Annotated in this window: 26 protein-coding genes; 23 read left to right on the top strand and 3 right to left on the bottom strand. The window is 66.3% G+C overall.

Annotation, left to right across the window (positions count from 1 at the left end; translation table 11 throughout):
• Window positions 1-136: 136 nt before the first annotated feature.
• Together ABC977_RS06840 and ABC977_RS06835 are read left to right on the top strand one after the other, a co-directional pair.
• Window positions 137-703, top strand: coding sequence for a LemA family protein (locus ABC977_RS06840; protein WP_369666505.1), 567 nt, complete (start codon window positions 137-139; stop codon window positions 701-703).
• Window positions 703-1,620, top strand: a complete 918-nt coding sequence (locus ABC977_RS06835) for a GIDE domain-containing protein (protein ID WP_369666504.1) — start codon at window positions 703-705, stop codon at window positions 1,618-1,620. Before ABC977_RS06840 ends, ABC977_RS06835 begins: the two co-directional genes overlap by 1 nt.
• Before the next feature lie 68 nt (window positions 1,621-1,688).
• On the opposite strand, the gene ABC977_RS06830 is transcribed toward ABC977_RS06835, so the two are convergent.
• Window positions 1,689-2,039, bottom strand: a complete 351-nt coding sequence (locus tag ABC977_RS06830; RefSeq protein ID WP_369666503.1) for a cupin domain-containing protein — start codon at window positions 2,037-2,039, stop codon at window positions 1,689-1,691.
• A gap of 183 nt (window positions 2,040-2,222) precedes the next feature.
• Here ABC977_RS06830 and ABC977_RS06825 point away from each other — a divergent pair, with 183 nt between their 5' ends.
• Window positions 2,223-2,576, top strand: a complete 354-nt coding sequence (locus tag ABC977_RS06825; protein WP_369666502.1) for an HMA2 domain-containing protein — start codon at window positions 2,223-2,225, stop codon at window positions 2,574-2,576.
• An 11-nt stretch (window positions 2,577-2,587) separates the two neighbouring features.
• On the opposite strand, the gene ABC977_RS06820 is transcribed toward ABC977_RS06825, so the two are convergent.
• Window positions 2,588-2,998: a barstar family protein gene (locus ABC977_RS06820; protein ID WP_369666501.1), complete on the bottom strand. Its 411-nt coding sequence runs from the start codon at window positions 2,996-2,998 to the stop codon at window positions 2,588-2,590.
• A complete protein-coding gene (locus ABC977_RS06815; protein WP_369666500.1) occupies window positions 2,995-3,432 on the bottom strand; it encodes a guanyl-specific ribonuclease in 438 nt (145 codons plus the stop codon). The genes ABC977_RS06820 and ABC977_RS06815 overlap by 4 nt, the downstream gene beginning before the upstream one ends.
• A 270-nt stretch (window positions 3,433-3,702) precedes the next feature.
• Here ABC977_RS06815 and ABC977_RS06810 point away from each other — a divergent pair, with 270 nt between their 5' ends.
• The 20 genes from ABC977_RS06810 to ABC977_RS06715 all read left to right on the top strand — a co-directional run bounded on the left by ABC977_RS06810 (window position 3,703) and on the right by ABC977_RS06715 (window position 26,122).
• The gene (locus ABC977_RS06810) at window positions 3,703-5,496 is read left to right on the top strand and encodes a SufS family cysteine desulfurase (protein WP_369666499.1); all 1,794 of its coding nucleotides are present in this window, start codon (window positions 3,703-3,705) and stop codon (window positions 5,494-5,496) included.
• Window positions 5,497-5,523: 27 nt separating this feature from the next.
• Window positions 5,524-6,219 (top strand): VTT domain-containing protein, encoded by a 696-nt coding sequence (locus tag ABC977_RS06805; protein ID WP_369666498.1) that lies wholly within the window; start codon window positions 5,524-5,526, stop codon window positions 6,217-6,219.
• A gap of 115 nt (window positions 6,220-6,334) precedes the next feature.
• Entirely contained in the window at window positions 6,335-8,497 is a 2,163-nt protein-coding gene (rlmKL, locus tag ABC977_RS06800) for a bifunctional 23S rRNA (guanine(2069)-N(7))-methyltransferase RlmK/23S rRNA (guanine(2445)-N(2))-methyltransferase RlmL (protein WP_369666497.1), read from the top strand.
• 61 nt (window positions 8,498-8,558) lie between these two features.
• On the top strand, window positions 8,559-9,473 hold the full coding sequence (locus ABC977_RS06795) for an SDR family oxidoreductase (protein ID WP_369666496.1): 915 nt from the start codon (window positions 8,559-8,561) through the stop codon (window positions 9,471-9,473).
• Window positions 9,474-9,553: 80 nt separating this feature from the next.
• Window positions 9,554-9,817, top strand: coding sequence for a 30S ribosomal protein S20 (gene rpsT / locus ABC977_RS06790; protein ID WP_369666495.1), 264 nt, complete (start codon window positions 9,554-9,556; stop codon window positions 9,815-9,817).
• Between the two features lie 235 nt (window positions 9,818-10,052).
• A complete protein-coding gene (locus tag ABC977_RS06785; RefSeq protein ID WP_369666494.1) occupies window positions 10,053-10,784 on the top strand; it encodes a hypothetical protein in 732 nt (243 codons plus the stop codon).
• A 143-nt stretch (window positions 10,785-10,927) separates the two neighbouring features.
• A complete protein-coding gene (leuC, locus tag ABC977_RS06780) occupies window positions 10,928-12,331 on the top strand; it encodes a 3-isopropylmalate dehydratase large subunit (RefSeq protein ID WP_369666493.1) in 1,404 nt (467 codons plus the stop codon).
• The gene (gene leuD / locus ABC977_RS06775; RefSeq protein ID WP_369666492.1) at window positions 12,331-12,969 is read left to right on the top strand and encodes a 3-isopropylmalate dehydratase small subunit; all 639 of its coding nucleotides are present in this window, start codon (window positions 12,331-12,333) and stop codon (window positions 12,967-12,969) included. The genes leuC and leuD overlap by 1 nt, the downstream gene beginning before the upstream one ends.
• A gap of 52 nt (window positions 12,970-13,021) precedes the next feature.
• Window positions 13,022-14,101 carry a 3-isopropylmalate dehydrogenase gene (gene leuB / locus ABC977_RS06770; RefSeq protein ID WP_369666491.1) on the top strand — a complete coding sequence of 360 codons (1,080 nt, stop codon included), beginning with the start codon at window positions 13,022-13,024 and terminating at the stop codon, window positions 14,099-14,101.
• Between the two features lie 49 nt (window positions 14,102-14,150).
• Window positions 14,151-15,269: an aspartate-semialdehyde dehydrogenase gene (gene asd, locus ABC977_RS06765; RefSeq protein WP_369666490.1), complete on the top strand. Its 1,119-nt coding sequence runs from the start codon at window positions 14,151-14,153 to the stop codon at window positions 15,267-15,269.
• A 174-nt stretch (window positions 15,270-15,443) separates the two neighbouring features.
• Window positions 15,444-18,326: a motility hub landmark protein FimV gene (locus tag ABC977_RS06760; RefSeq protein WP_369666489.1), complete on the top strand. Its 2,883-nt coding sequence runs from the start codon at window positions 15,444-15,446 to the stop codon at window positions 18,324-18,326.
• Between the two features lie 98 nt (window positions 18,327-18,424).
• The gene (gene truA / locus ABC977_RS06755; protein WP_369666589.1) at window positions 18,425-19,219 is read left to right on the top strand and encodes a tRNA pseudouridine(38-40) synthase TruA; all 795 of its coding nucleotides are present in this window, start codon (window positions 18,425-18,427) and stop codon (window positions 19,217-19,219) included.
• Between the two features lie 17 nt (window positions 19,220-19,236).
• Window positions 19,237-19,881: a phosphoribosylanthranilate isomerase gene (locus ABC977_RS06750; protein WP_369666588.1), complete on the top strand. Its 645-nt coding sequence runs from the start codon at window positions 19,237-19,239 to the stop codon at window positions 19,879-19,881.
• Window positions 19,862-21,076, top strand: coding sequence for a tryptophan synthase subunit beta (gene trpB / locus ABC977_RS06745; protein WP_369666488.1), 1,215 nt, complete (start codon window positions 19,862-19,864; stop codon window positions 21,074-21,076). Before ABC977_RS06750 ends, trpB begins: the two co-directional genes overlap by 20 nt.
• Window positions 21,073-21,888, top strand: a complete 816-nt coding sequence (gene trpA, locus ABC977_RS06740) for a tryptophan synthase subunit alpha (protein ID WP_369666487.1) — start codon at window positions 21,073-21,075, stop codon at window positions 21,886-21,888. Before trpB ends, trpA begins: the two co-directional genes overlap by 4 nt.
• Before the next feature lie 26 nt (window positions 21,889-21,914).
• On the top strand, window positions 21,915-22,874 hold the full coding sequence (gene accD / locus ABC977_RS06735) for an acetyl-CoA carboxylase, carboxyltransferase subunit beta (protein ID WP_369666587.1): 960 nt from the start codon (window positions 21,915-21,917) through the stop codon (window positions 22,872-22,874).
• 48 nt (window positions 22,875-22,922) lie between these two features.
• Entirely contained in the window at window positions 22,923-24,194 is a 1,272-nt protein-coding gene (gene folC, locus ABC977_RS06730) for a bifunctional tetrahydrofolate synthase/dihydrofolate synthase (RefSeq protein WP_369666486.1), read from the top strand.
• 296 nt (window positions 24,195-24,490) lie between these two features.
• Window positions 24,491-24,871: a 30S ribosomal protein S6 gene (rpsF, locus tag ABC977_RS06725; protein WP_369666485.1), complete on the top strand. Its 381-nt coding sequence runs from the start codon at window positions 24,491-24,493 to the stop codon at window positions 24,869-24,871.
• Window positions 24,872-24,901: 30 nt separating this feature from the next.
• Window positions 24,902-25,126, top strand: coding sequence for a 30S ribosomal protein S18 (rpsR, locus tag ABC977_RS06720; RefSeq protein ID WP_369666484.1), 225 nt, complete (start codon window positions 24,902-24,904; stop codon window positions 25,124-25,126).
• Between the two features lie 75 nt (window positions 25,127-25,201).
• The gene (locus ABC977_RS06715; protein WP_369666483.1) at window positions 25,202-26,122 is read left to right on the top strand and encodes a YybS family protein; all 921 of its coding nucleotides are present in this window, start codon (window positions 25,202-25,204) and stop codon (window positions 26,120-26,122) included.
• The last annotated feature ends 52 nt before the right edge of the window (window positions 26,123-26,174 follow it).

Below are 26,174 nucleotides of genomic sequence, written 5' to 3'. Positions count from 1 at the left end.
CTATCGTTGCCCAAGGCATGCCCCAAATGACGGGCACGATCCATGTTCGAGCCGAATGTGCGAACGGGTGCGAACCCGGACCCGCGCGATGCGGCTAGAATCGCGCTGCGAATATCGCTAGCGTTGGAGTCTTGCCATGGTCGTCGCCGTCATCTCGCTGGTCATCTTGGCCGTTGCCGTTCTGTACGCGGTCCAGATCTACAACAACCTGGTGCGCCTGAAGCACGGGATCGACAAGGCCTGGGCGAATATCGACGTGGCGCTGAAACAGCGCCATGAAGAGCTCCCGAAGCTGGTTGAGGTCTGCAAGCAGTACATGCACTACGAGCAGGAGACGCTCGATCGCGTCGTACGAGCCCGCGGGGCCGTGTTCGAGGCCAGCGCGGAGGGTGATCCGAAACGGCTCGGGGCCGCGGAGGGGGCATTGCGTGCCGGCCTCGGCAGCCTGTTCGCGCTGGCCGAGGGCTATCCGGATCTCAAGGCCAACGACAGCTTCCGGCACCTGTCCACGCGCATCTCCGGCCTCGAGGAGACGATCGCCGATCGGCGCGAGCTCTACAACGAGAGCGTCAACCGGAACAATGTCCGCATCGAGCAGTTTCCGGATCTATTCGTCGCGCGCCTGTTCGCCTTCGGTCCACGGGAGCTGCTCGAGTTCGCAAGCGAACGGCAAGATGTCGATCTGCGCGCGCTGTTTGGCTGATGTTTGCGTCGATCGCGACCGAACTGCGGGCGCTGGAGAGCCAGGAGTTCTGGATCGGCGCCCTGGTCGCCGCCGGTCTCGCCGCGTTCCTGTTGCGCTCGGCGCTGACCAGTTTCTGGCGCCTGCGCATCGTGGCCGATACGCCGACGGCCCGCATCCGGTCGGCACCTCAGGGTTACGTCGAGCTGATCGGTCTGGCGCGGCGCCATCGTGAGTCGGCCGTTGCGCCACTGACGCGACTGCCTTGCGTCTGGTATCGCTATCGTGTCGAGAGAGAACAGGGCGCGGGGCGCAACCGACGTTGGGTGACCGTCGAGCACGGCGAGCATCCGGCCCCGTTCCTGCTCGACGATGGCACTGGGCGGTGCCTGGTCGAGCCGGCCGGTGGGACCTTCAAGTGTCGCACCGCCGATGTCTGGTACGGCGGCTCGCGGCAGACGCCGAAGCCGGTCAAACGGGTGTGGGTCCAGGTGCGATCGCGCTACCGGTTCCGCGAGGAGCGCATCATGGATGGTGAGCCGCTGTATGTCCTCGGCCGCTTCGAGACGCCGCGCCGCGGCGACGCCGAGAAGCAGGAATTGGTCCGCCGGCTGCTTGCGCGCTGGAAGCGCGACCCGGCGCGCGTTGCCGCGTTCGACCGCAACGGCGATGGCGAGATCGACCTTGCCGACTGGGAACGCGCGCGCGAGGAGGCCGAACGCCTCGCCGCGCGCGCCGAGTCCCGGCTCCGCGCCAAGCCGCCGCTGTCGCGCGTATCTGCCACCGGTGACGGTCGCCAGCCCTTTATCATCTCGACGTTCGACGAATCCGAGATCCTGTCGCGGCTGCGCTGGCGGGCCCATGGCCGGGCGGCCGTCTCGGTACTGCTCGCGATCGGTCTCGTGCTTGCGTTGTCTGCACGTTTTGCCGGCCCTTGACCGAAGAGGTGCGAACGGCTGCCGGCGTCACCGACAGGACGCAGGAGGAGCCTGATCGAGGCGACGCGTCAGCCGCGCGCCTTCAGATTGCGCGCCGGTGCTCCGAAAAAGGCCAGCACCGTCAAATCTTCGGTGATGTCGAAGAAGGCGTGGCTACAGGCCGCGTGGACGTACATCAAGGTGCCTTTCCGAACCTGATGTTCGGTCTCTCCGACCCGCAGCTGAGCGCGGCCATCGAGGACCAGGTACAGCTCATCCTCCTCATGGGCGCTGGCCATGTCCTTCGAGCCCGCCGGTAGATGATAGATCGAGCACGAGAGGGATGGGGTCCGAAGAAACTCCTTCAGGGTGACCCCGTTGCGTTCGACCTTGGCGACCAGGTCGTCGAGCTCGAAGACCTGCCACTCGGCTTCTTTCATCGCGTTGTTTACCCCATGAAACAGTTGGTTAGATCTCGGATGGCGGTTCTTGCCGCAGGCCCGGGACGATAACAGTCGCGGGCCGGTCGCGCAACTGAGAAACGTTTGCACCCTGGGCTCAGTCGAATTAGAATCGGAACTAGTCGCGTTTCCAACTGGCTTCGATGTGCGCTAGAGGTCCCCATGAGTCACTATATCCATCACATCCCCGGGCGTCTTCGTGTTCGATCGAACTCCTTCCGCTGCCGGACAGCCGCCGCGCAGACGGCGCATGATCAGTTGATGGCGATGGACGGCGTGAGCCATGTGCGACTGAATCCACGCGCCGGCAGCATCACCGTGCAGTACGACCCTGATCTGGTGACGCGCAGTCAGTTGCTCGCGGTGCTCGAGGACGCCGGTTGTGCCGGGGTCATGGCTCGGGGTGCCGATGCTTCGAGCCAGGTCGGGCAACTGTTCGGTAAGGCCTTGGTTGGTGCCATCGTCAACAAGGCCGTCGAACGCTCGGCGGTGAAGCTCGTCAGCGTTCTGTTGTGACCGGCTCGGGGTCACTCACCGTTGAGTAAAATCAAGCGTTTCACGGCACCGCCAGCGGTGCCGCAGGCCTCGCCGACGATCTCGAGGAAGGTCTCGGCGACCTCTGGCGCGCGGCGGCGCAACGACTCGAACTGCTGAAAGACGAGGATCATCGGTCGGTCGTCGTCGGTCTGTTTCGCGGTCAGCATGTCCGCTAGCGCATCCCAGTTGAAGCCGAAGTAGGCCGGAAATGCGCACCCCTGATAGAGCGCGTGCAACAGCGTGTCCTTGTCGAAGACCGGTGCGCGGTCAACGAGCACGACCCGATACCCGGCACCTTCCAGGGCCGTGCCGACAGCCGCGACCAGCCACTCGCGCGGCACCGTGAGGATCGCCGACTCGGCGGTCAGGATCTGTTCGACCAGTTCGTCGGTCGTGGTCATCGAATCCTCGTGAAGCTCCGATAGTGATCGGCCGTGTAATAGACCTCTCCGCCGGCACCGATCACGAGCCGCTGCGGACCGGCATGACGGATCCCCGGCGTGCGCACGACATACTCGCGATAATAGCCGCGTTCCTGGATCGGCAACAGCCGCTCGCGGTTCTGAAACACCGATCCGTCATTCCGATGCGGGTCCGGTTCGCCGCGCTCGATGCGGGCGAGCTCGGGGGTCAGGTCGACATCCCCGTGAAAGGCCAGTCGCCCGTCGAGATCGTAGACCTTCACGTCTTGCACGACCAGCGCCGACGGGGACTCGGACCGTGTCGATGGTGGTTCGATCACACCTCCATCGAGGCCAGTCAATCCGCTCAGGTAGGGGTAACCGATCAGCGCCCCGAGAACGAGGATCCCGATCAGGGCCAGCCGCTTGATCATGCGTCGTTTCTCCGTGTGTAGGTCCTGAACTTCGGTCGCCGCGAGCCGCAATGAAGCCAGTCAGCGTTCGCGTCAAGGGCCGATTCTAGCCGATCGCCGGCCACCCCGATCGCTAAGCGCGATCGGGGTGGCCTGGCCTCGGGTTTCCCATCGAGTTCGCCGGGTTATGCCCGGATTGGCTTGCAGGTCGCGTGAGCTCGGCCTAATCTGCAACTCAGAGAGGTCGCGCCAGCCATGCGGCCGTCAGTTCGAGGTTCGCACGCACCCCCCATGAAACCGGAAGCCGTACCTTCGTTCGCGGATCCAGCGCTGCTCGATATGGCGGCGATCCGCGCCCAGTTCCCGATCCTCGGTCAAAGGGTACGCGGCCGGCCGTTGGCCTACCTGGACAGCGCCGCTAGCACCCAGAAGCCCACGGCCGTGATCGATGCGATGGCCGATTACTATCGCGGCCAACACGCCAACATCCACCGCGGGGCTTATCAGCTCTCGCAGATGGCCACCAGGCTCTACGAGGAGGCGCGCGAACGGGTCGCTCGGTTTCTGAATGCCGCGGACCCCGTCGAGTGCATCTTCACCCGCGGCACCACCGAGTCCATCAATCTGGTAGCTGCGTCTTGGGGGGCGGCGAATCTCTCGCCGGGTGACGAGATCATCTTGTCGGTTCTCGAGCACCATTCCAATATCGTCCCCTGGCAGATGATCGCTCAGCGGACCGGCGCCCGGATTCGGGTCATCCCGATCAACGATGAGGGCGAGTTGCAGCTCGATGCCTATCATCGACTGCTGTCGCCGCGGACCCGCATCGTGGCCGTCAACCATGTCTCGAACGCGCTCGGCACCATCAATCCGGTCGCGGAGATGGTGGTCGCCGCCCACGCGGTCGGTGCCGTGGTCTTGGTCGATGGTGCCCAATGGGTCGCGCATGGGCACACCGATGTGCAATCGCTCGATGCCGATTTCTACGCCTTCTCCGGACACAAGCTGTACGGGCCGACCGGCATCGGCGTGCTCTACGGGAAACGGGCCCTGTTGGAGGCGATGCCGCCCTACCAAGGTGGTGGCGACATGATCGAGCGGGTGACCTTCGTCGAGACCACTTATGCGGGACTGCCGAACAGGTTCGAGGCCGGTACCCCGCATATCGCCGGCGCCGTGGGTCTCTCCGCCGCGATCGAATGGATCGAGGAGATCGGGCTGGAAGCGATCGCAGCGCACGAGGATCGCTTGCTGGTCTATGCGACCGACCGGCTGTCCGCGATCCGGGGGCTCGACATCAAGGGGCAGGCGCGGCGCAAGGCCGCGGTGATCTCGTGGGTCGCCGTCGACCCGCCGATCGCGACGCTCGACATGGGGGTGCAACTCGATCTGGAAGGGATCTGCGTTCGTACCGGCCACCATTGCTGCCAACCCCTGATGGACCGGCTCGGGGTCGCATCCACGGCGCGGGCCTCGTTCGGTCTCTACAATACATTCGACGAAGTCGATCGCTTGGCGACGGCGCTGACGGCGATCTTCGAGCGGGCGCGAGACCGGTCGCCCGCTGGCCCCGATCCGGATGGCGTCAGTCGACAACGGGCGGCCGGAGCGTGCCCGACCTCGGCTGAGCCGCTGGCCTATCCCGCCGCGGTGGCCGAATCGCCGCAGGCGGCAGCCGAGCAGATCGCCGAATTGTTCGAGATCCTCCCGGACTGGCCGATGCGCTATCAGCAGCTGCTGGAGCTCGGCGAGCAGTTGCCACCGATGCCGCCAGAGCTCAAGACGCCGGAACACTTCGTCGCCGGATGCCAGAGCCAGGTCCATTTGGCGCTGCGCGTGAGGCCAGGGTCACGTGATACCATCGAGTTTCTCGCCGACAGCGATGCCGCGCTGGTGCGGGGTCTGATCGCACTGCTGCAACAGCTCTTTTCCGGGCAGTCGGCCGCGGCGATCCTGGCCTTCGATGCGGTGGCCTTTTTCAATCGCATCGAGCTCGACCAACACCTGAGTCTGACTCGTCGCAATGGCCTGGCTGCGATGGTCCAGCGTCTGCGCCAGCTGGCCGGCGAACACGCGACGTCCTAAAAGGGGCCGCCGCCCATCGACGGAGCCATGGTTCCTCGTCGGTCGATCGGCGTCGAGGCAAGGGCTCGTGTCGCGTATCATGACCACGACGACGAGATGCACGAACAGGCGAAGCTTCGGGACAGATGGACGCGGGCCCTTCTGAATCTCGTCGGCCTCGGCGCGGCCCTGTTGCTGATGGTGTCCGTGACCGCGTTCGTGTTCGTCCAGGGGCCGGCCGAACTGGTCGACAGCACGGGGATCGTCACCAGCTATCTGGTGTTGTTCTTTTTCGCGATCTTCGGCGGTGTATCCGCGCTGACCTCGGCGTCCTTCTACGCGACGATGGCGGCCTTTCATGCCGGCGGCTTGGATCTGTGGCTGCTGGTCGTCATCGGTGCCGTCGGGCTGACCATCGGCGACACCTTCTTCTACTACGTCGGTCGCAAGAGCGGGGACCTGGCGAAGGAGACCCGGCATGCCGAGAAGGCCAGACGCCTTCAGAGGTGGGTCGGGCGCCTTCCGCCGAAATGGATCAGGGTATTCGTCTACGTCTATGCGGCGGTGTTTCCGTTTCCGAAGGACATCCTGTGCTTCGTGTTGGGGCTGACGAGGTACCCGTTCTGGCAGTCGATGATCCCGATGCTGCTCGGTAATCTGACCTACAACTTGCTGTTCCTCGAAATCGTCTCCTTGGGTATCGAATTCGTCGATTCGCTGTCGCTGGAGCCCTACCCGCCGTGACTGCTGTCGCAGCTATCGCCGCGCGCGGATGGTCAGCGCTCGCGTCGGCTGAGTCTGACGTCGTTCGGTCCCGATCGGATTCCTGTCGCCGCTGTCCGGCTCACTGACCATCATCATGTCCAAGCACGACCTTTTCGCCACCGCCCCGAAACACCTCGAAGACCTGCTCGCCGACGAGCTGCGTGGGCTCGGTGTCGCCGATCCCGAGGCCACCCGCGGTGGCGTCGCCTTCACCGCTGATCTGGCGCTGGCCTATCGGGTATGCCTGTGGTCGCGGATCGCCAACCGCGTGCTGCTGCGTCTGGCCTGCTGCCCCGCGCCGGACCCGGAGGCCCTCTACGCGGCCGCCCATGATGTCCAGTGGGAAGATCATCTGTCGCCGCAGCGGACCTTCGCGATCCGCGTCGATCGCGCGGGCTCGCGGACTGGCCACAGTCATTACGAGGCCCTGAAGGTCAAGGACGCGGTCGTCGATCGCTTTCGCGAACGAGTCGGCTCGCGCCCGAGCGTGGCCATCGACCGACCCGATGTGCCGATTCACGTCCACCTGGATCGCGAGCAGGCGACGCTGAGTCTGGACCTGACTGGCGAATCCCTGCATCGGCGCGGCTACCGTGAACAGGGTGCGGCGGCCCCGTTGAAGGAAAATCTGGCCGCGGCCATCCTGTATCGTGCCGGTTGGCCAGCCATCGCGGCCGCTGGGGGCTCCTTGGTCGATCCCCTGTGTGGTTCGGGCACCTTGCCGATCGAAGCAGCGCTGATCGCCGCCGATATCGCCCCGGGCAGACGGCGCTCCTATTGGGGTTTTCTCGGATGGGCCGGCCATGACCCGCGGCTGTGGTGCGGCCTGCTCGACGAGGCAGACGACCGGCGCCACGCCGGACTGACCGGGCAGGACCGGCGGATCCGCGGCTACGATCAGGATCCCGTGGCGATCCGCCAGGCCCTGGCCAACCTGGCGCGGGCCGAGCTCGGTCCCGGCGTCGTTCATCTGGAGCGGCGCGAACTGGCGCAGGCCGTGCCGATTCGTGCCGATGAGCGGGGGCTCGTCGTCGTCAATCCCCCGTATGGCGAGCGGCTCGGTGAAGAGAGCGAGTTGCCAGGCCTTTACGCCCGCCTCGGCGCGCACCTGCGAAAGCACTTCGACGGGTGGCACGCGAGCCTGTTGACCGGGCAGCCGGCGCTCGGAAAGCACATGGGGTTGCGCGCGCATCGGATGCATAGCCTGATGAATGGCCCGATCCCGTGCCGTTTGCTGCACTTCGCGGTCAGTCCAGACGCCTTCGTGGCCAATCGGCCGCGTGCGCTGCCGCCGGAGCAGCGTGGCACCGGGGCCGAGATGTTGGCGAATCGGCTGCACAAGAATCGGCAGGCGCTAGCGAAGTGGCGGCGGCGCGAGCAGGTCCATTGCTATCGCCTGTATGACGCGGATCTCCCCGAGTACGCGTTGGCCGTCGATCTCTACGAAGGCCACGAGCTGTGGGTCCATGTGCAGGAATACCAGGCCCCGAGCAGCATCGATCCCCAGGTCGCGCGCCGGCGCCTGCGCGAGGCGCTCGGGGTGATCCAAGAGGTCCTGGACCTGCCGGACGATCGTTTGTTCTTCAAGGTCCGGCAGCCGCAAAAGGGCGCCGCTCAATATGCCCGGCTCGGCCAGACCGGGCGCCTGCGCGAGGTCTCGGAGGGCGGCTTGCGGTTTCTCGTCAACCTCGAGGATTACCTGGACACCGGGTTGTTCCTCGACCACCGTCAGGTTCGTGCCTTGATCCGGGACCTGGCCGACGGTCGCCATGTCCTGAACCTGTTCGGTTACACGGGCACCGCGAGTTGCTATGCCGCCGCTGGCGGTGCCTTATCGACCACGACGGTCGATCTGTCGCGGACCTACCTCGACTGGGCGGGGCGCAATCTCGCGTTGAATGGCTTCGCCGGACCGCACCACCAGCTGATCCAGGCCGATTGCCTGCGCTGGTTGACCGACTCGCCGCGCCGGCGGCCGTTCGGCCTGATCCTGCTCGATCCGCCGAGTTTTTCGACATCGAAACGGATGCAGGCGACCCTCGATATCCAACGGGATCATGTCGCATTGATCCGTGCGGCACTGGCCCACCTGGCCACCGATGGTATCCTGGTCTTCTCGACCAATCGGCGGCGTTTCAAGCTCGACCAGGAGGCATTGTGCGACCTTCAGTGCGCCGACATCACCGCGGCGACTTGCCCGCGCGATTTCGCGCGCAACCCGCAGATCCATCGATGTTGGCGTATCACGCGCCGCTGAGGCGGGATCTGCGTCCGTCGCTGGCGGTCACAGGGTCCAGATCCTGAGACAGGAGCAGCCGATGAGCGACACACGGACATCCTTGATGGGTCGTATCGCGTTGGTCACCGGGGCCAACTCGGGGCTCGGCAAGGCGACCGCGACCGCGCTCGCCGAGCGCGGCGCAACGGTCATCATGGTCGCCCGCGATCCGGTCCGCGGTGCGGCGGCCCAAGCCGAGATCCGGGACCAGACCGGGAACCCGTCACTGCATCTGCTGGTGGCCGACCTGTCATCGCAGCAGGAGATCCGGGGCCTGGTCGAGGCGTTCGAGGCGCGGTTCGATCGGCTCGATTGGTTGATCAACAACGCCGGGACCGCGTTTCCGGAGCGTCGCCTCAGCCCCGATGGCATCGAGATGTCGCTGGCGGTCAACCACCTGGCGCCCTTCCTGCTGACCAATCTCTTGCGCGACCGGCTCGTGGCCGGCGCCCCGTCGCGGGTCATCACGGTCGGCACCCGCATCGATACCAGCATGGATCTCGCCGACCTGAACTGGCAGCGGCGCCGCTACCGGATGATGGCGGCCTATGGCCAATCGAAGCTCGGGAATATCCACTTCACCCATGAGCTCGCGCGACGCCTGGAGGGCACCGGGGTCAGCGCGTTCTGTGTCTTCCCCGGCGTCTTCATGTCGAACCTGGGCAAGACCGATGGGGCCCAGGGCGCCTTCTGGCGGATCGTCGGTCTGTTGGCGGGCTGGGCGATGCCTTCGGCGGCGCAGGCCGCCGAGCGCGTGCTTCACCTGATCCTGGCGCCCGAGGCCGAAGCGGCGGGGCTCCATGGTCGTTATGTCGCGGCCCGCGGTCGCCCGATCGAGCCCCCGTCCCAGGCCCGCGATCCTAAGATCAACCGCCGTGTCTGGGCGCTGAGCGAGGAGCTCACCGACGCCGATCGCCGCGTCCGTGGTGTTGATGGCTCCGCGAGCAATGGTTGACAAGGGCGTGCGGATTGACCAAGATTGCCGGTCTACCATCATTCAATCCAAGTACGACGGTTTTTTAGGAGAGTTCAGTCTTGGCCAACTCTGCCCAAGCCCGGAAGCGCGCCCGTCAGGCCGAGAAGCGCCGCCAACACAACGCTTCGCGCCGCAGCATGCTCCGGACCTACATCAAGAAGGTCGTGAAGGCGATCCAGATCGGTGACAAGGAAGGCGCGACGAAGGCCTATGTCGAGGCCGTTCCGATCATCGACCGGGCCGCGAACAAGGGACTTATTCATGCCAACAAGGCCGCCCGGCACAAGAGCCGGCTCAATGCGCATATCAAGGCGATGGCCTGATCGGCGTTGCGGCGACCGGGGTTTGCGCGTCTGTCTGTTGTGAGAGCCGGCCTAGTGCCGGCTTTCGTCGTTTGAAGTCAGCCGGGTCTTGTCGTGATCGCGGCGCTGGCCCGGGCCGGCGCGGACCGATGCGTGCCGCGTCGCCTGCCCTGCGACCGGGCGCCGGTCGGTCGGGGCTCGAAATCTACGCCGGTCCACATGATTGGATGGTCCGGCTCCGACGAGGGGGAGATCGATGATGATGCGAAGGCTTGTCGTGATTGCGTGTGCATGTCTGGCCCTGGCGGCCGGGGCTCAGGCGACCGAGTTTTCTGCTGACGAGGTCGCGAGCTTTCAGGGCGATCGTGAATCCGGTCGGCTGTACGTGAAGAGTCCCGCGGTCACGCGCAGCGAATCGATGGGGATGATCACGATCAACAAGTACCCCTTCATCTACCAGCTCTTCGAGGACACGAAACGTTATGTCGTGACCAACGTCGAAGAGTCGTCCTCGGGCGCATCGGGCGAGTTGCGGCCGTGGGAGTCGGGCGATTTTCAGAGCTGGGTGGCCGCTCAGGGCCTGACCGAGCAGGGTGCCGAAAAGATCCAGGGTTTCGACACCCGGATCTATCAGGGTGAAGTCGTGCTCGAGGCCGGGTTGCCGCCGATGCCGATCAAGGTCTGGTACGCACAGCGTTTGGATTATCCGGTTCGCCATGAGGTGACCGTGCCCGCGAATGCCCACATGGGTCTCGGGGTCGAAACGGTCACCGTTCAATTGGAAAATATCGAGATCGGGCCGCAACCCGACCAGTTGTTCGAGCTGCCGGACGGGTACACGGAGGTCGCGAGTCTGCACGAGGCCATGGGCTTGTCCGAGATGCTGCCGGGCATGTTCGATGACGGAAGCGGGCCGTCGGCCGAACAGATGGAAGAGATGCTCAGGCAACTCCAGCAGATGCTGCAGGACGGCGGCGGGCATCCCTGATGGGTCGCCTGATTCTCGCGGGACCCGTGCGCCAGGCTCTGTGCCGCTCGCGTCAGCTTCGTTCGTGACTGCTGGCCAGCATTTGAGTTTGGGTCGAGGCCCGTCTAGTCTTATCCGTTTTTCCCTTGAGCCCGAGGTGAGCGATGGGGGCGAGAACCCTCTACGACAAACTGTGGGATGAGCACGTTGTCCGCGTCGACGATGACGGGACGGCGCTGCTCTACATCGATCGGCAACTGGTCCACGAGGTCACGTCGCCGCAGGCCTTCGAGGGCCTGCGCCTCGCTGGCCGCCGGCCCTGGCGGGCGGGCGCGAACCTCGCGGTGCCAGATCACAACGTGCCGACCAAGGATCGCGATCTCGGGATCGCCGATCCGGTCTCGCGCGTTCAGGTCGAGACGCTCGACGCGAACTGTCGGGATTTCGGGATCACCGAACTCGCGATGGGCGATCCGCGTCAAGGCATCGTTCATGTGATCGGCCCGGAACAGGGCTTCACGTTGCCCGGTATGACCATCGTCTGCGGTGACTCGCACACCGCGACCCACGGTGCCTTCGGTGCCTTGGCCTTCGGGATCGGAACCTCCGAGGTCGAGCATGTGCTCGCGACCCAGTGTCTGTTGCAGCGCAAATCGAAGGCGATGCTGGTCCGGCTCGAGGGCGCGCTGGGACCCGGGGTCAGTGCGAAGGACATCGTGCTGGCGATCATCGCCGAGATCGGCACCGCCGGTGGCACGGATCACGTCATCGAATTCGCCGGCGAGGCGATTCGCGCTCTCTCGATGGAAGGCCGGATGACGGTCTGCAACATGGCGATCGAAGCCGGGGCCCGGGCGGGCCTGATCGCGGTCGACGATACGACGATCGACTATGTGCGTGGTCGGCCCTATGCCCCGCGCGGCGAACGCTTCGAGCAGGCCGCCGCCCACTGGCGGACCCTGGTCACCGACCCAGGTGCCGAGTTCGATCGCGTCGTGACGCTCGACGCGACGGCGATCAAGCCGCAGGTGTCCTGGGGCACCTCGCCGGAGATGGTGGTTGCGGTCGATGCCCGGGTTCCGGATCCGGCCCTCGAGCGCGATCCGGTCAAGGCGGCCGGTATGCGTCTGGCCCTCGACTACATGGGCTTGGAGCCGGGCACACCGATTACCGAGATCGCGCTGGACAAGGTCTTCATCGGCTCCTGCACCAATGGCCGCATCGAGGATCTGCGCGCGGCCGCCGCGATTGCCAAGGGGCGGCGCGTCGCCCCCGGCATCCGCCTGGCCCTGGTCGTGCCGGGGTCAGGGCTGGTCAAGGCGCAAGCCGAGGCCGAGGGGCTCGATGCCGTCTTCATCGACGCCGGTTTCGAATGGCGCGATCCGGGGTGCTCGATGTGTTTGGCGATGAATGCCGACCGGCTCGAGCCGGGCGAGCGGTGCGCGTCGACCTCGAACCGCAACTTCGAAGGCCGTCAGGGGCCGGGGGGGCGCACCCACCTCGTCAGCCCGGCGATGGCCGCCGCGGCCGCCGTGCACGGCCGTTTCGTCGACGTGAGGACCTTGTGATGAAACCCTTCGAGTCCTTCACCGGGGTCGTTTGTCCGCTCGATCGGGCCAATGTCGACACCGACGCGATCATCCCGAAGCAGTTCCTGAAGAGCATCAAACGCACCGGTTTCGGCCCGAACCTGTTCGACGAGTGGCGCTACCTGGACCGCGGCGAACCGGGCCGCGACAATCGCGGGCGTCCGTTGAACCCGGACTTCGTGCTCAACGACCCACGCTACGCCGGCGCCAGCATCCTGCTGGCCCGCGAGAACTTCGGCTGTGGCTCATCGCGCGAGCACGCGCCCTGGGCCCTGCTCGATTACGGCTTTCGGGTGCTGATCGCGCCGAGCTTCGCCGACATCTTCTTCAACAACTGCTTCAAGAACGGAATCCTGCCGATCCGTGTGCCGGCGGACACCGTATCGCGTCTCTTCGCGCACGCGGTCGGCGACGCGCCCTTGCGCATCCGTGTCGACCTGCCGGGCCAGATGCTCGTGACCTCGACCGGAGAGGAGATCCGCTTCGATGTCGATGCCTTTCGCAAGCACTGCCTGCTCGAAGGTCTCGACGATATCAGCCTGACCCTCACGCATGTCGCGGCGATTCAGGACTACGAGTCGCGTCGTCGCACCGAGGCACCCTGGCTGTTCGACTGACCACACGCTGTTTCGACGCCCGCATCGGGCGGGCTGCTTGGAGACCGAGACATTGAGCAAGAAGATTCTGATCCTCGCCGGCGATGGGATCGGCCCGGAGATCGTCGCCGAGGCGGTCAAGCTGCTCGTCGCGCTGCGCGACCGCTTCGGCGTCGATCTGGAGATGGACGAGGCATTGGTCGGCGGCGCGGCTTACGACGCGACTGGCCATCCGTTGCCTCCGGAGACGCTGGCGGCAGCCCGCGCGTCCGATGCGATCCTGCTCGGCGCGGTCGGTGGCCCGAAATGGGAGCCTTTGCCGATCGCCGTGCGTCCCGAGAAGGGTCTTCTCGGCCTGCGCTCGGGGCTCGGGCTCTTCGCCAATCTGCGGCCGGCGATCCTCTATCCGCAATTGGCCGCGGCCTCGACGCTCAAGGCCGAGGTCGTCGAGGGGCTCGATATCCTGATCGTCCGGGAGCTGACCGGCGGCATCTATTTCGGTGAACCGCGCGGGGTCGATACCTTGCCGTCCGGCGAGCGGCGTGGCATCAACACGCTCGTCTACACCGAATCGGAGATCCGGCGCATCTGTCGAGTCGCGTTCGAGGTCGCGATGCAGCGCAACCGGCGCGTCTGTTCCGTCGACAAGGCCAATGTGCTCGAGTGTACCGAGCTGTGGCGGGAGATCGCGATCGAGGTCGGTCGCGATTACCCGGACGTGACCTTGAGCCACATGTATGTCGATAACGCGGCGATGCAGTTGGTGCGTGCGCCGAAGCAGTTCGATGTGCTGGTCACGGATAACATGTTCGGCGACATCCTGTCGGATGCCGCAGCCATGCTGACCGGATCGATCGGCATGTTGCCGTCGGCGTCGCTGAATGCCGAGCGGCAGGGGATGTACGAGCCGATCCACGGCTCGGCGCCGGATATCGCTGGACAAGGGGTCGCCAATCCGCTCGCGACCATCCTGTCGGTCGCGATGATGCTGCGCTATTCGCTCGATGAGCCCGAGGCCGCGGGGCGTGTCGAGGCCGCCGTCGGCCGTGTGCTCGATCTCGGTCTGCGCACCGGCGACATCCTGTCGCCCGGTACCCGTCGGGTCGGCACCGCCGAGATGGGCGATGCCGTCGTCGCGGCGCTGCGCGACTGATCCGGGCGCGGGCTTGGTGTCATCATCCTATGGAACGAGAGGTGCGGCTATGAGGCGGGTCGGTTTCGTCGGTTGGCGCGGGATGGTTGGGTCGGTCCTGATGGATCGGATGCGCGAAGAGGGCGACTTCGCGTGGATCCCGGAGCCCGAGTTCTTCACGACGTCGCAGATCGGTGCCGCCGGCCCGGATGTCGGGCGCGGTGCCGTGACCTTGTCCGATGCCTACGATCTCGATCTTCTGTCGACCCTGGATGCCATCGTCACTTGCCAGGGCAGCGATTACACGAAGGAGATCCATCCGCAGTTGCGCGAGCGTGGCTGGGGCGGGTACTGGATCGATGCCTCGTCGGCGATGCGGCTGGAACGCAACAGTGTGATCGTTCTCGACCCGGTCAATCGTCCGGTCATCGACGCGGCGCTCGCAGCCGGCAAGCGCGATTTCATCGGCGGCAACTGCACCGTCAGCCTGATGCTGATGGCGATCGGCGGCCTGTTCCGCGAAGGTTTGGTCGAATGGGTCAGCGCGATGACTTACCAAGCGGCCTCCGGCGCCGGGGCCAAGAACATGCGCGAGCTGTTGCTGCAGATGGGGGCCTTGCAGGATGCGGCCGGTGCGGCGCTCGATGATCCGGCCGCGGCGATCCTCGACATCGATCGCGCGGTCACGGCGGCGATGCGCGCCGACCGCTTCCCCCGTGAGCAGTTCGGCGTGCCGCTGGCCGGCAGCCTGATCCCGTGGATCGACAGTCCGATGCCGAGCGGACAGAGCCGCGAGGAATGGAAGGGTCAGGTCGAAACCAACAAGATTCTCGGCCGCGAGGATCGGCCGATCCCGGTCGACGGAATCTGCGTGCGGGTCGGCGCGATGCGCTGTCACAGTCAGGGCTTGACCATCAAGCTCACACGGGACATCCCGCTGGCCGAGGCCGAGACCATCATCGCAGCCGCCAACCCGTGGGTGCAGGTGATTCCGAACGACCGCGAGGAGACGGTCCGTCGTTTGTCGCCGGCGGCCGTCACAGGTGCGCTGACGGTCCCGGTCGGACGCCTGCGCAAGCTGTCGATGGGCGGCGAATACCTGTCGGCCTTCACGGTTGGAGACCAATTGTTATGGGGTGCGGCCGAGCCCTTGAGACGGATGCTGACGCTGCTGCGTGACCGGGCGTGACAAATTGAGCGAAAGGTCACAGTAACAGCCCCGTTTTTTTGGAGGAAACCCATTCTTCCGCTATAGTTGGCGCCAGTGCCGCGCGACCCCGATCGGATCGAGGAGCCAGCGTGGCCATGACCGAGCCGGCGGGTCTCTGGTGTAGCCCGCCGCCCTGGTGACCCTGGAGGGGGCATGTTTCGCAGAATAATCCTGGCGTCGGCGGTGTCCTTGGCGTTGCTCCCCGGTGGCGTGTCGGCATTGGGCCTCGGCGAGCTACGCACCGATTCCGGTCTGAATCAGCCCTTCGTCGGCGAGATAGAGCTCGTCGACGCGCGTTCCGATGAGCTCGATACCATCAAGGCCGTGCTGGCATCGGAAGGGGAGTTCCGGCGGGCCGGTGCCGAGCGTCACTACTTCTTGACAGGTTTGCGATTCGAGCCGTGGATCGCGCCGGACGGGCGTACGGTTTTGCGTGTGACGAGTCGCGAGCCGATCCGCGAACCCTTCGTCAATTTCCTCGTCGAGCTGAACTGGCCAGCGGGTCGCCTGGTCCGCGAGTACACGGTTTTGTTGGATCCACCGACGATCCGGGAACGCCGCGCCGTGGCACGGCCAACGCCGGTGACCGAGACGCGCCGAGGCGCGCCAGCGGTGGAATCGGATCCTGATCGACCGCTGCGGGCCGCGCCGCCACGCATCCCTGCGGGAGTCGATGCGACGGCTTTCCCGTTGCTTACCGGTCCGGTCCCGTCCGGATCGGGCCTATTGCAGATGGCGAGACGTCTGGATCCGCCCGGGGCAACGACGGCCCAAACGGCCCTGGCCCTGTATCGAAACAACCCCGATGCCTTCATCGCCGGCGACATCAACCGGCTGCGGCTTGGCGAGCGCTTGGTCATTCCAAGTGCGGCCGAGCTCTTTGCGCTCGATGCCGCGACCGCGGAGCGGGACTTGGCGGCAGCGATCCGCGGGCAGCCGGTCGCCCGCGCACCGCTCACGGTGGTCACCGACCCGCCGGCGTCGGATGACGCCCGCTTGCGAATCGCGACCCCGACCGAGGCGCCTGCGCCGAGCATTCCCGCCCCATCGGTCGATGGCCCGGCACCCTCGCGGGTCGCGGAATTGGAGCGGGAACTTCTGCTCGTGCGAGAGGAGAACGAGAGCACGCGCCAAGAGACGGCCGAACTCCAGACCCGTATCCGGCAGCTCGAGGAGCAACTCACCGACATCCAGGCCCTGCTGATTCTGCGCGACGAGCAACTCGCCGAATTGCGGCTCGCCGAGGCCCTGGCCGCGGAGCCGCGGCCGGCGCAGCCCGGGGAAGGGCTGCCGCCACACACCGAGCTTCCTCGAGTCCAGGTTGAACCCGATGTCTTGCCACCGCCCGATGACAGTCTTCCGATCGGGCTCGATCAAGGGGTCCTTGCGCTGCCGGATGAGATGTCACCTGTCACGGCCGACCGACCCGAGTCCGTCCTCGAGGGGGCGTCCCCACCGGCTGACGATGAACCCGTCAGGCCGGAGGTGCCACCGGTCGCGCCGCAGACGCCCGACGATGCGCCGGTGAGCGCGACCGAGCCCGCACCGGCTCCGGTGATGGAAGCGGTCGAATCCGCCGCACCGGTCGCTACATCCCCAGCCGACTCGCCCACGCGCGCCGGTATCGCATCGCCGCTCGGTCTGGGTGCGGCGCTGGCGGTGGTGATCGGCCTCGGGTCCCTCTACTTGATTCGGCGGCGGCGCCGACTCGAGGTCGTCCCCTATGCGGACCACGGGTTGCCGCCCGACGAGGTCGTGGCGTCGACGCCACCGCCGGCGACCGAGGCGAGGGGATCGGCGGGAGCGCCAGCCGCAGCCCCGGCGCCGAGTCCGGCCGGGCCCGATATTTCCCCGGATTCGACACTGCGGCTGAGTGACGAGGAATCCGAGGTCGACGTCTTCTCCGAGGCCGATATCTATATCGCCTACGGTCGCTATCGCGAGGCCGAGACCTTGCTTCGCGACGAGATCTCCCGCGCCCCAGCCAGGCTCGATCTCAAGTTCAAACTGGCTGAGGCCTTGTTCGGGATGAAGGACATCGATTCCCTGGTCGAACTGATCGATGCCATGAAGGTCGCCGGGGCCGAGGAGTCGAGCCCCGAGCAGTGGCGCCGCGTGACCATGATGCTGTCGTCGCTGCGCAAGCAAAGCACGTCATCGGATGGTGAGCCGTCGGGTCGCAGCGAGCCACCGGGTGCAACACCGCCAGCCACTGCCATGACCGAGCCCCCGGGCGGGGCTGGGGAGGCGACCGGCGGCTCGATGGCGGAATCGAATCAGCCAAGAGTCGCGGCGGAGCGGCCCGTGACGCCGACTCCATCGTCCGCCACGCCGCGCACCGAGGTGCGTACCGAGAAGAATTCGTTCGCTCAACCGCGCGAGCCGCAACGGGTTCCGCCGCTGATGGATCTCGATCTCGATCTCGACGACCTGATCGGCTCGGTATCGGACCGAGCCAATCAGTCGCGAGGGGGTGGGCAGTCAAGGGTGCCGCCGAGGCCGGCGCCCAAACCGGATCGTCCCCAGGGGCCAGACCTGACGTTGGACGTCGATGCGGACCAGGAGTGGAACAGCATCAACTGGGAGGGGCGCGAAGGCCAGCCGGAACCGCGTCGACCCAAGTTGGACAAGGGCGGGGCAAGCCAACGCGAGGTGGCCGGCGCGGCGCCGGCGAAGCCGACCCCGCTGGATCTCGATCTCGGTGATCTGCTGGTGTCCGCTGACGAGATCGGTCGTCGACCCGAGGGGTCGTCCGGCGATCGATCCGGGCATGGATCCAAGCCGGGTGCACGGGACGAAGCTCCGCTGGATCCCTTCTCCTTCAGCGAAGGAACCGAGTCGGATTTCGCGCAATCCAGTTCGTTGCAGCGGGATACGAGCCCCTGGGACGAGGTCTCGACCAAGCTCGACTTGGCCCGGGCCTACCTCGAGATGCAGGACCCGGATGCCGCTCGGACGATCCTCGATGAGGTGGCCGAAGAGGGCACCGATGCGCAACGGGCCGAGGCGCGACAGCTGCTCGCGCAGATCAAGTGATGTCCTGTGGGATCCTCGTGCGCCCCATGGTCGGTTGCGGCGCGGCTCGTTGACCCTCGATCGTGGCTCCGGTGCCGTCTGCTGCCCGCCGCATCGCGATGGGGCTCGAATACGATGGTCGGGATTTCTCGGGTTGGCAGGAGCAGGGGCCGGCGCAGCGTACGGTCCAGCGGGTCGTCGAAACCGCGATCGGACGGGTGGCCGCCCATCCGGTGACCGTCCATTGCGCGGGGCGGACCGATGCCGGGGTCCACGCGTTGGAGCAGGTGATCCATTTCGACACCGCCGCCGAGCGGCCGATGCGATCGTGGGTCCTGGGGACGAACTCGAACCTGCCGCCGGATGTCGCGGTCCGTTGGGCGGTGCCGGTCGACGATCGCTTTCACGCGCGTTTCAGCGCCACGGCGCGGCACTACCGTTATCGGATCCTGACGCGACCAACGCGCTCGGCCTTGTCGCGCGACCGGGCAGTCTGGATACATCGCCCGCTCGACCTCGCACCGATGCGGGAGGCCGCCGCCGCGTTGCTCGGCGAGCACGATTTCTCGAGTTTTCGGGCGCTGGCTTGCCAGGCCAAGAGCCCGGTTCGCGAGGTGCATTATCTCGAACTGGCACGCGACGGCGAGATCATCGAACTGCGGATCGGGGCCAATGGGTTCCTGCACCACATGGTACGCAACATCGCCGGGGTCCTGATCACGATCGGTCGCGGCGAGGCCCCGGCCTCCTGGACGCGCGACCTGCTCGTGGTGCGTGATCGAACCCGCGGCGGTGTGACGGCCCCGCCGCATGGTCTGTATCTGGCCGCTGTCGACTATCCGGACGCCTTCGGGTTGCCGTGCGCACCGGTGCCCGATTGCAGCCGAACACCGAGCCCGATGGGGTGCCCATGACCGATCGATCGCCGTCGATGGCCTTACCGCCGAGCCGCACGCGGGTTAAACTGTGCGGTCTGACCCGTGAGGCCGATGTCGACGCCGCCGTGGCCGCTGGTGCCGATGCGATCGGTCTGGTGTTCTGGTCGCCGAGCCCCCGCGCCGTGACGCCGGCACAGGCGCAGGCCCTGATCCGCGGCGTGCCGCCCTTCGTGACGACCGTCGGCCTGTTCGTCGACGAGACGCCCGAAGCCGTGCGGCGGGTTCTGTCGGAGGTGCCGCTCGATCTGTTGCAGTTTCACGGTCACGAGGATCCGGACTATTGCCGCGGTTTCGCGCGGCCCTGGATCAAGGCCGTCGCGATGCGCCCCGGAGTCGATTTGGCTGCGGTCGCGACGCGCTACCAGGAGGCCGCCGGCCTCTTGCTCGACGCCTATGATCCGGCACGACCGGGCGGCACGGGCCAGTGTTTCGATTGGACGCGGATCCCGGTACGCCTGGCGCGGCGCATCATCCTCGCCGGTGGTCTGACGCCGGCGAATGTCGCCACGGCCATCCGCCAGGTACGACCCTACGCGGTCGATGTGAGCGGGGGGATCGAGGCGGCCAAGGGGGTCAAAGACGCGGCCAAGATAGCAGCCTTCATGCAAGGGGTAAGAGATGGCGATCAGCCCGAATAATGGCTACCACTGGCCCGATGCCAGGGGGCACTTCGGTCCCTATGGGGGTAGTTTCGCGCCCGAGACCCTGATGTATCCGCTCGAGGAGTTGCGCGAGGCCTATCAGCGCTACCTCGCGGATCCCGAGTTCCTCGCCGAGCTCGATGCCGATCTGCGCGACTATGTCGGGCGGCCCTCGCCGATCTATCACGCGGCGCGCTGGAGCCGCGAGCTCGGCGGTGCCCAGATCTTCCTCAAGCGCGAGGATCTAAACCACACCGGCGCCCACAAGGTCAACAACACGATCGGCCAGGCGCTGCTCGCGAGGCGCATGAACAAAACCCGCCTGATCGCCGAAACCGGTGCCGGGCAGCACGGCGTCGCGACGGCCACGGTCGCGGCGCGCCTGGGTCTCGAGTGCGTCGTCTACATGGGCGAGGTCGATGCGGCGCGCCAAGAGGCGAACGTCTACCGGATGCGCCTGCTCGGCGCTCGGGTCGCGAAGGTCGGCTCCGGCTCCAAGACGCTGAAGGATGCGCTCAACGAGGCGATGCGCGACTGGGTGACGAATGTCGACGACACCTTCTACATCATCGGCACGGTCGCAGGTCCCCATCCGTATCCGGCCATGGTGCGCGACTTCCAGTCGGTGATCGGGCGCGAGGCGCGCGCGCAGATGCTCGAACGCACCGGCCGCTTGCCCGATGTGCTGGTCGCCTGTGTCGGTGGCGGATCCAATGCGATCGGCCTCTTCCATCCATTCCTCGATGACGCCGAGGTGGCGCTGCACGGCGTCGAGGCCGCCGGCGAAGGTTTAGAGACCGGCCGCCATGCCGCGCCCCTGTGCGCCGGGCGGCCCGGCGTGCTCCACGGCAATCGGACTTACCTGATGGAGGATGCCGATGGTCAGATCATCGAGACCCATTCGGTCTCCGCCGGGCTCGATTACCCTGGCGTCGGCCCGGAACATGCGTGGCTCAAGGACAGCGGTCGCGCGCACTATGTCGCGGTCACCGACCGGGACGCGCTCGCCGCGTTCCACGCCCTGACCCGGATCGAGGGCATCATCCCGGCGCTCGAATCGAGCCACGCGCTGGCCCATGCCGCGCGGCTCGCGCCGACGATGCGTCCCGACCAGAGTATCCTGATCAACCTGTCCGGACGCGGCGACAAAGACATGCATACGGTCGCGTCCCTCGAAGGACTCTCGCTATGAGCCGAATCGCGCGGCGTTTCGCCGACCTGGCCGAAAGCGGCCGCAAGGCCTTGATCCCGTTCGTGACGGCCGGGGATCCCCACCCCGAGGTCACGGTGCCCTTGATGCACAGTCTGGTCGCGGCCGGCGCCGATCTGATCGAACTCGGCGTGCCCTTTTCCGATCCGATCGCCGACGGTCCCGTGATCCAGCGCGCGACCGAGCGGGCTTTGGCCCAGGGCGTCTCGATCCGGCGCGTCCTCGAGATGGTGCGGCAGTTCCGCGAACGCGACGATCAGACCCCGGTGGTCCTGATGGGCTATCTGAATCCGATCGAGGTTCTCGGCTATGCGGACTTCGCGACCGCGGCGCGGCAGGCCGGCGTCGATGGCGCGTTGGTCGTCGATGTGCCGCCGGAGGAGGGCAGCGAACTGGTCGCGGCCCTGCGCGCCGAGGGGCTCGATCTCGTCTACCTGATCGCGCCGACCTCGAGTGATGCGCGGATCGCGCAGATCGCCGCGGTGGCCTCCGGGTTCGTCTATTACGTCTCGATCAAGGGGGTCACCGGCGCGAGTCATCTGAATCTCGATGAGGTGGCCGACAAGCTTAAGCGGATTCGTCGCCATACGCGGCTGCCGGTCGGCGTCGGCTTCGGCATCAAGGACCCGGAGACGGCCGCGCGCGTCGCCGGGATCGCCGACGCGGTCATCGTCGGCAGCGCGCTGGTCGGCCTGATCGAATCGCTCGCGGCGACTCCGGAGGCGGTCCCCGCGGCGGTCGGCGAACGGCTTGCGGCCATGCGCCAGGCGATCGACGCGGCCGCGCGCACCTGACAACCCAACGACGGGTCCACATGACGATGAACTGGTTCGAAAAGCTGATGCCGAGCCGCATCCGCACCGAGGTGGTCAGCAAACGTGCGGTGCCGGAGGGGATCTGGGCCAAGTGTCCCGGCTGCAATGCGATCCTGTATCGGGCCGAGCTCGAGCGCAATCTCGAGGTCTGTCCCAAATGCAGTCATCACAATCGCCTGACCGCCCGTCGCCGACTCGACACCTTTCTCGATCCGGAGCCGCGCGAGGAACTCGCACCCGATATCGAGTCCGTCGATCCACTGAAGTTTCGTGACCTGAAGAAATACAAGGACCGCCTGGCGGTGGCGCAGAAGGAAACCGGAGAGAAGGATGCGCTCGTGGTTTTTCGCGGGGCCTTGCAGCGGCAGCCGGTCGTGGCCGCGGCCTTCGAATTCGGCTTCATGGGTGGCTCGATGGGGTCCGTGGTCGGCGAGCGTTTCGTCCGCGGCGTCGAGGCGGCGCTGGCTGACCAGGTGCCCTTGATCTGCTTCTCCGCAAGCGGCGGGGCGCGGATGCAGGAATCGCTGTTTTCGTTGATGCAGATGGCGAAGACCAGCGCGGCGCTGGGACGCCTGCGTGCCGAGGGACTGCCGTTCATCTCGGTGATGACCGACCCGACGATGGGCGGGGTCTCGGCCAGCCTGGCGATGCTCGGCGATGTCAATATCGCCGAGCCCAACGCCCTGATCGGTTTCGCCGGGCCGCGGGTCATCGAACAGACGGTCCGGGAGAAGCTGCCCGAAGGGTTCCAGCGCGCGGAATTCCTGCTCGAACATGGCGCCTTGGATCGGATCGTCGATCGTCGTGAACTGCGCGAGCGGATCGCCGATCTGCTCGCGATCCTCGCACACCGGCCAAAGTTCGTCGAAGCACCGCCGGAACCCGAGTCGCCGCCGGCTGCCGAGGACACGCCTGCCGCAGAGGCCGACAGCGAACCGGATGCGACACGCGAGTCGACGGCCTAGCGGTTGCGTCGGCGGCTGTCTGTCGCACCCGTCATTGGTTCTCCTCGCATGCGTCCCCGGACACTGGCCGATTGGCTCGATTGGGCACAGCGCCAGCATCGGCGTGCGATCGCGCTGGGCCTCGCACGCGTCGCCAAGATCTGGACGCGGTTGGGACCACATGGCTTGTCCTGTCCGGTCCTGACCGTCGCCGGCACCAACGGCAAGGGGTCTTGTGTCGCCCTCGCCGAGGCCATCTACCAGGCCGCCGGCTACCGCACCGGCGTCTACAGCTCGCCGCACCTGCTGCGCTACAACGAACGGGTTCGCGTCGACGGTGCCGAGGTCGATGACGCCGCGCTGTGCGAGGCCTTCGCGCGTGTCGAGGCGGCCCGCGGCGACACCGAGTTGACCTACTTCGAGTTCGGGACGCTCGCGGCCCTCGACCTCTTTGCGCGGGCCGGCCTGGATCTGGTCATCCTCGAGGTCGGGCTCGGCGGGCGGCTCGATGCAGTCAACCTGATCGATGCCGATGTCGCGTTGGTCACGACGATCGGCCGCGATCACATGGCCTGGCTCGGCGAGGACCCGAACGACATCGCGCTCGAGAAGGCCGGCATCTTTCGCGCTGGCCGACCGGCGCTGATCGGTCAGCGCCAAGCGCCGCCGGCGCTGCGTGCACGTCCCGAGGCCCTCGGCGCCCCGGTTTTCCAGTTGGGCCGCGAGTTCGATTGGCGCCCTGGCGACGACCCCGGCGCCTGGAGCTGGACGGGTCCGGACCGAACCCGCCTGACATTACCGCACCCGGCGCTGCGCGGCCCCGCTCAGCTCGACAACGCCGCCACCGTCCTGATGGCCGTGAACCGGCTCGCCGATCGTTTGTCGGTGCCCCTGAACGCGATGCGTCAAGGCCTGCACCGGGTTCGGCTGCGCGGTCGTTTCGAGGTCAGACCCGGACGCCCGACCTGGATCCTCGATGTCGCGCACAATGGCGATGCCGCCGAAATCCTGGCCGGGAACGTCAAGACCCTCGGTCGCGACGGCCGCCTGCACGCCGTGCTCGCTGTCCTGGCCGACAAGGAGCCCGAAGCCATTGCCGGGCCACTCGTCCCGCTCGTCGACCATTGGCATCTGGGCCAAACCAGCGATCCACGCGCGCTGCCGGTGGCCGAACTCGCCGAGGCCCTCGGGCGCCTGGTCGATTCCACAAGGATCAACCACCACGCGACGATCGATGCCGCGCTCGACGGCGCGACCCAGGCTGCCTATCCCGATGACCGGATCCTGGTGTTCGGATCCTTCACGACCGTCGAAGCCGCCCTGCGTCGCCTGGGTGCCTGATAGATACCCGATGGCAGATGGATTTTCGGCCGCGATGCACGACTCCTGCATCCGGTAGCGGTGTCGCGGCTCCTCGCCGTCGAGTCGACTATGCCTGGGCGCCGCGCTTAGCGAAAAACCCATGTAGGACGGGCATGCCTCGGCGGCGACCCGCGAAGCTCGGTATTCGCCGGTGCCGAATCGCTTTTTGACAGCGGCTTGATCGGTCGTATAATCAACCGTTTTACCCCGGCCAGGGGTTTACTCCTTGCCTCACCGCCGACGGTGGGAGGCTATCTGATCCGTAAGGAGCTTTCATGCGACATTACGAAGTGGTCTTTCTGGTGCATCCGAGCCAGAGTGAACAGGTGCCGGCGATGGTCGAGCGCTATCGCGGCAATCTGGAGCGGCGCGGTGGCAAGGTGCACCGTTTCGAGGATTGGGGTCGGCGTCAATTGGCCTACCCGATCAACAAGGTGCACAAGGCACATTACATCCTGCTCAATATCGAGTGCGATCAGGAGGCGCTCGACGAACTCGAGAGCGCCTTCCGGTTCAACGACGCGGTATTGCGCAACCTGATCGTCAAACGTGAGTCGGCGGTCACCGACCCGTCGCCGCTGGCGAAGGGTGCCGAGGATCGGGAGTCGGCCGACGCCTCCGGGCGCGTGGGCCATTTCACCGAAGACGAAGAGTAACCGACGACACTCGATCAGGAGCACACCACCATGTCTCGTTTTTTTCGCCGCAAACGCTATTGCCGCTTCAGTGCCGAGGGCATCGAGGAGATCGACTACAAGGATCTCAATCTGCTCAAGGCCTACGTCAGCGAGTCCGGGAAAATCGTGCCGAGCCGGATCACGGGCACCTCGGCCCGCTACCAGCGGCAGTTGGCCCTGGCCGTCAAGCGCGCCCGCTTCCTGGCCTTATTGCCGTACACGGACGGCCATTGACGCCAGGCCGGCGTGCGGAGCCTTCGATGCAAGGCCGGAACGCCCGGCCATCTGATCCGCTAGGCTGATCGATCCATGCAAGTTCTTGCGCGTTTCGCGATGCGCGGTCGCTCCCAGGCGGCCCTGGTCGCTGCAACCACGGCCGTGTTGTCGGTGTTGCCGGTCATCGGGTTGCTGGCCGCGCTGATCAGCGCCGGCGTGATAGCGTTGGCTACCCTTCGCCATGGTCCGAGCGAGGGTTTGCTCGTGGCGGGGCTCGCCGGACTCGGTGGCGGCGTTCTGGCCTGGCTGGCCTTGGGCAGTCCGTTGCCGGCGATCGGCTTCCTGCTGATCTTCTGGTTTCCGGTGTGGCTGCTGGCGGTCGCACTGGGCTGGAGTCGATCCTTGTCCGTGACGGTGCAGGCGGCTGCGGGCCTCGCGGTGCTGGGCCTGGTCTTGGTCTACGCGATCGCCGGTGGGGTTCGGGATCCGTGGATCGAGATTCTCGAGCCTCTGCGGCTGGCCTTGGTCGAAGCGGCGGTGCTCGGTGAGGCCGATAGCGTCGCGGCGATCGAGCGCGTGGCGGCCTGGATGCCGGGATTGCTGACCGCGACCGTTTACCTGATGGTCGTCTCATCGTTGCTGATCGGCCGTTGGTGGCAGGCCTTGCTGTACAACCCAGGTGGCTTCGGGGCCGAATTCCGCGCGCTGCGCATTCATCCCCTGCTCGGTGTCGTGACGGTCGCTGTCTATCTGCTGGTGGTGTTCCTGGGGGAGGCGCACTGGGCCATCGCCCTGTTGCTGATCCTCGGTCCCTTGCTGGTTTTGCAGGGCTTGGCCGTTGTCCATGCCCTGGCCTATGCTCGGCAGACGCACGTGGGTTGGTTGGCGGGGCTCTATGTGCTCTTCGTTCTGGGCTTCCCCTTGCCACAGATGATCGTCGCCGGGCTTGGTCTGGCCGATATCTGGGTCGATCTGCGCTCCCGTTTTTCGGGCCGAGACGATGAACGGCCCTGACGCCGGTGCCGTCGGTGTCCTGTACCAATCACATCGCGTTTCTGTTTAATGA

The organism is Thioalkalicoccus limnaeus, assembly GCF_041197575.1.
GTDB lineage: Bacteria > Pseudomonadota > Gammaproteobacteria > Chromatiales > Chromatiaceae > Thioalkalicoccus > Thioalkalicoccus limnaeus.
The sequence above is the reverse complement of the archived record's forward strand: the minus strand, read 5'-3'. Positions and strand labels throughout refer to the sequence as shown.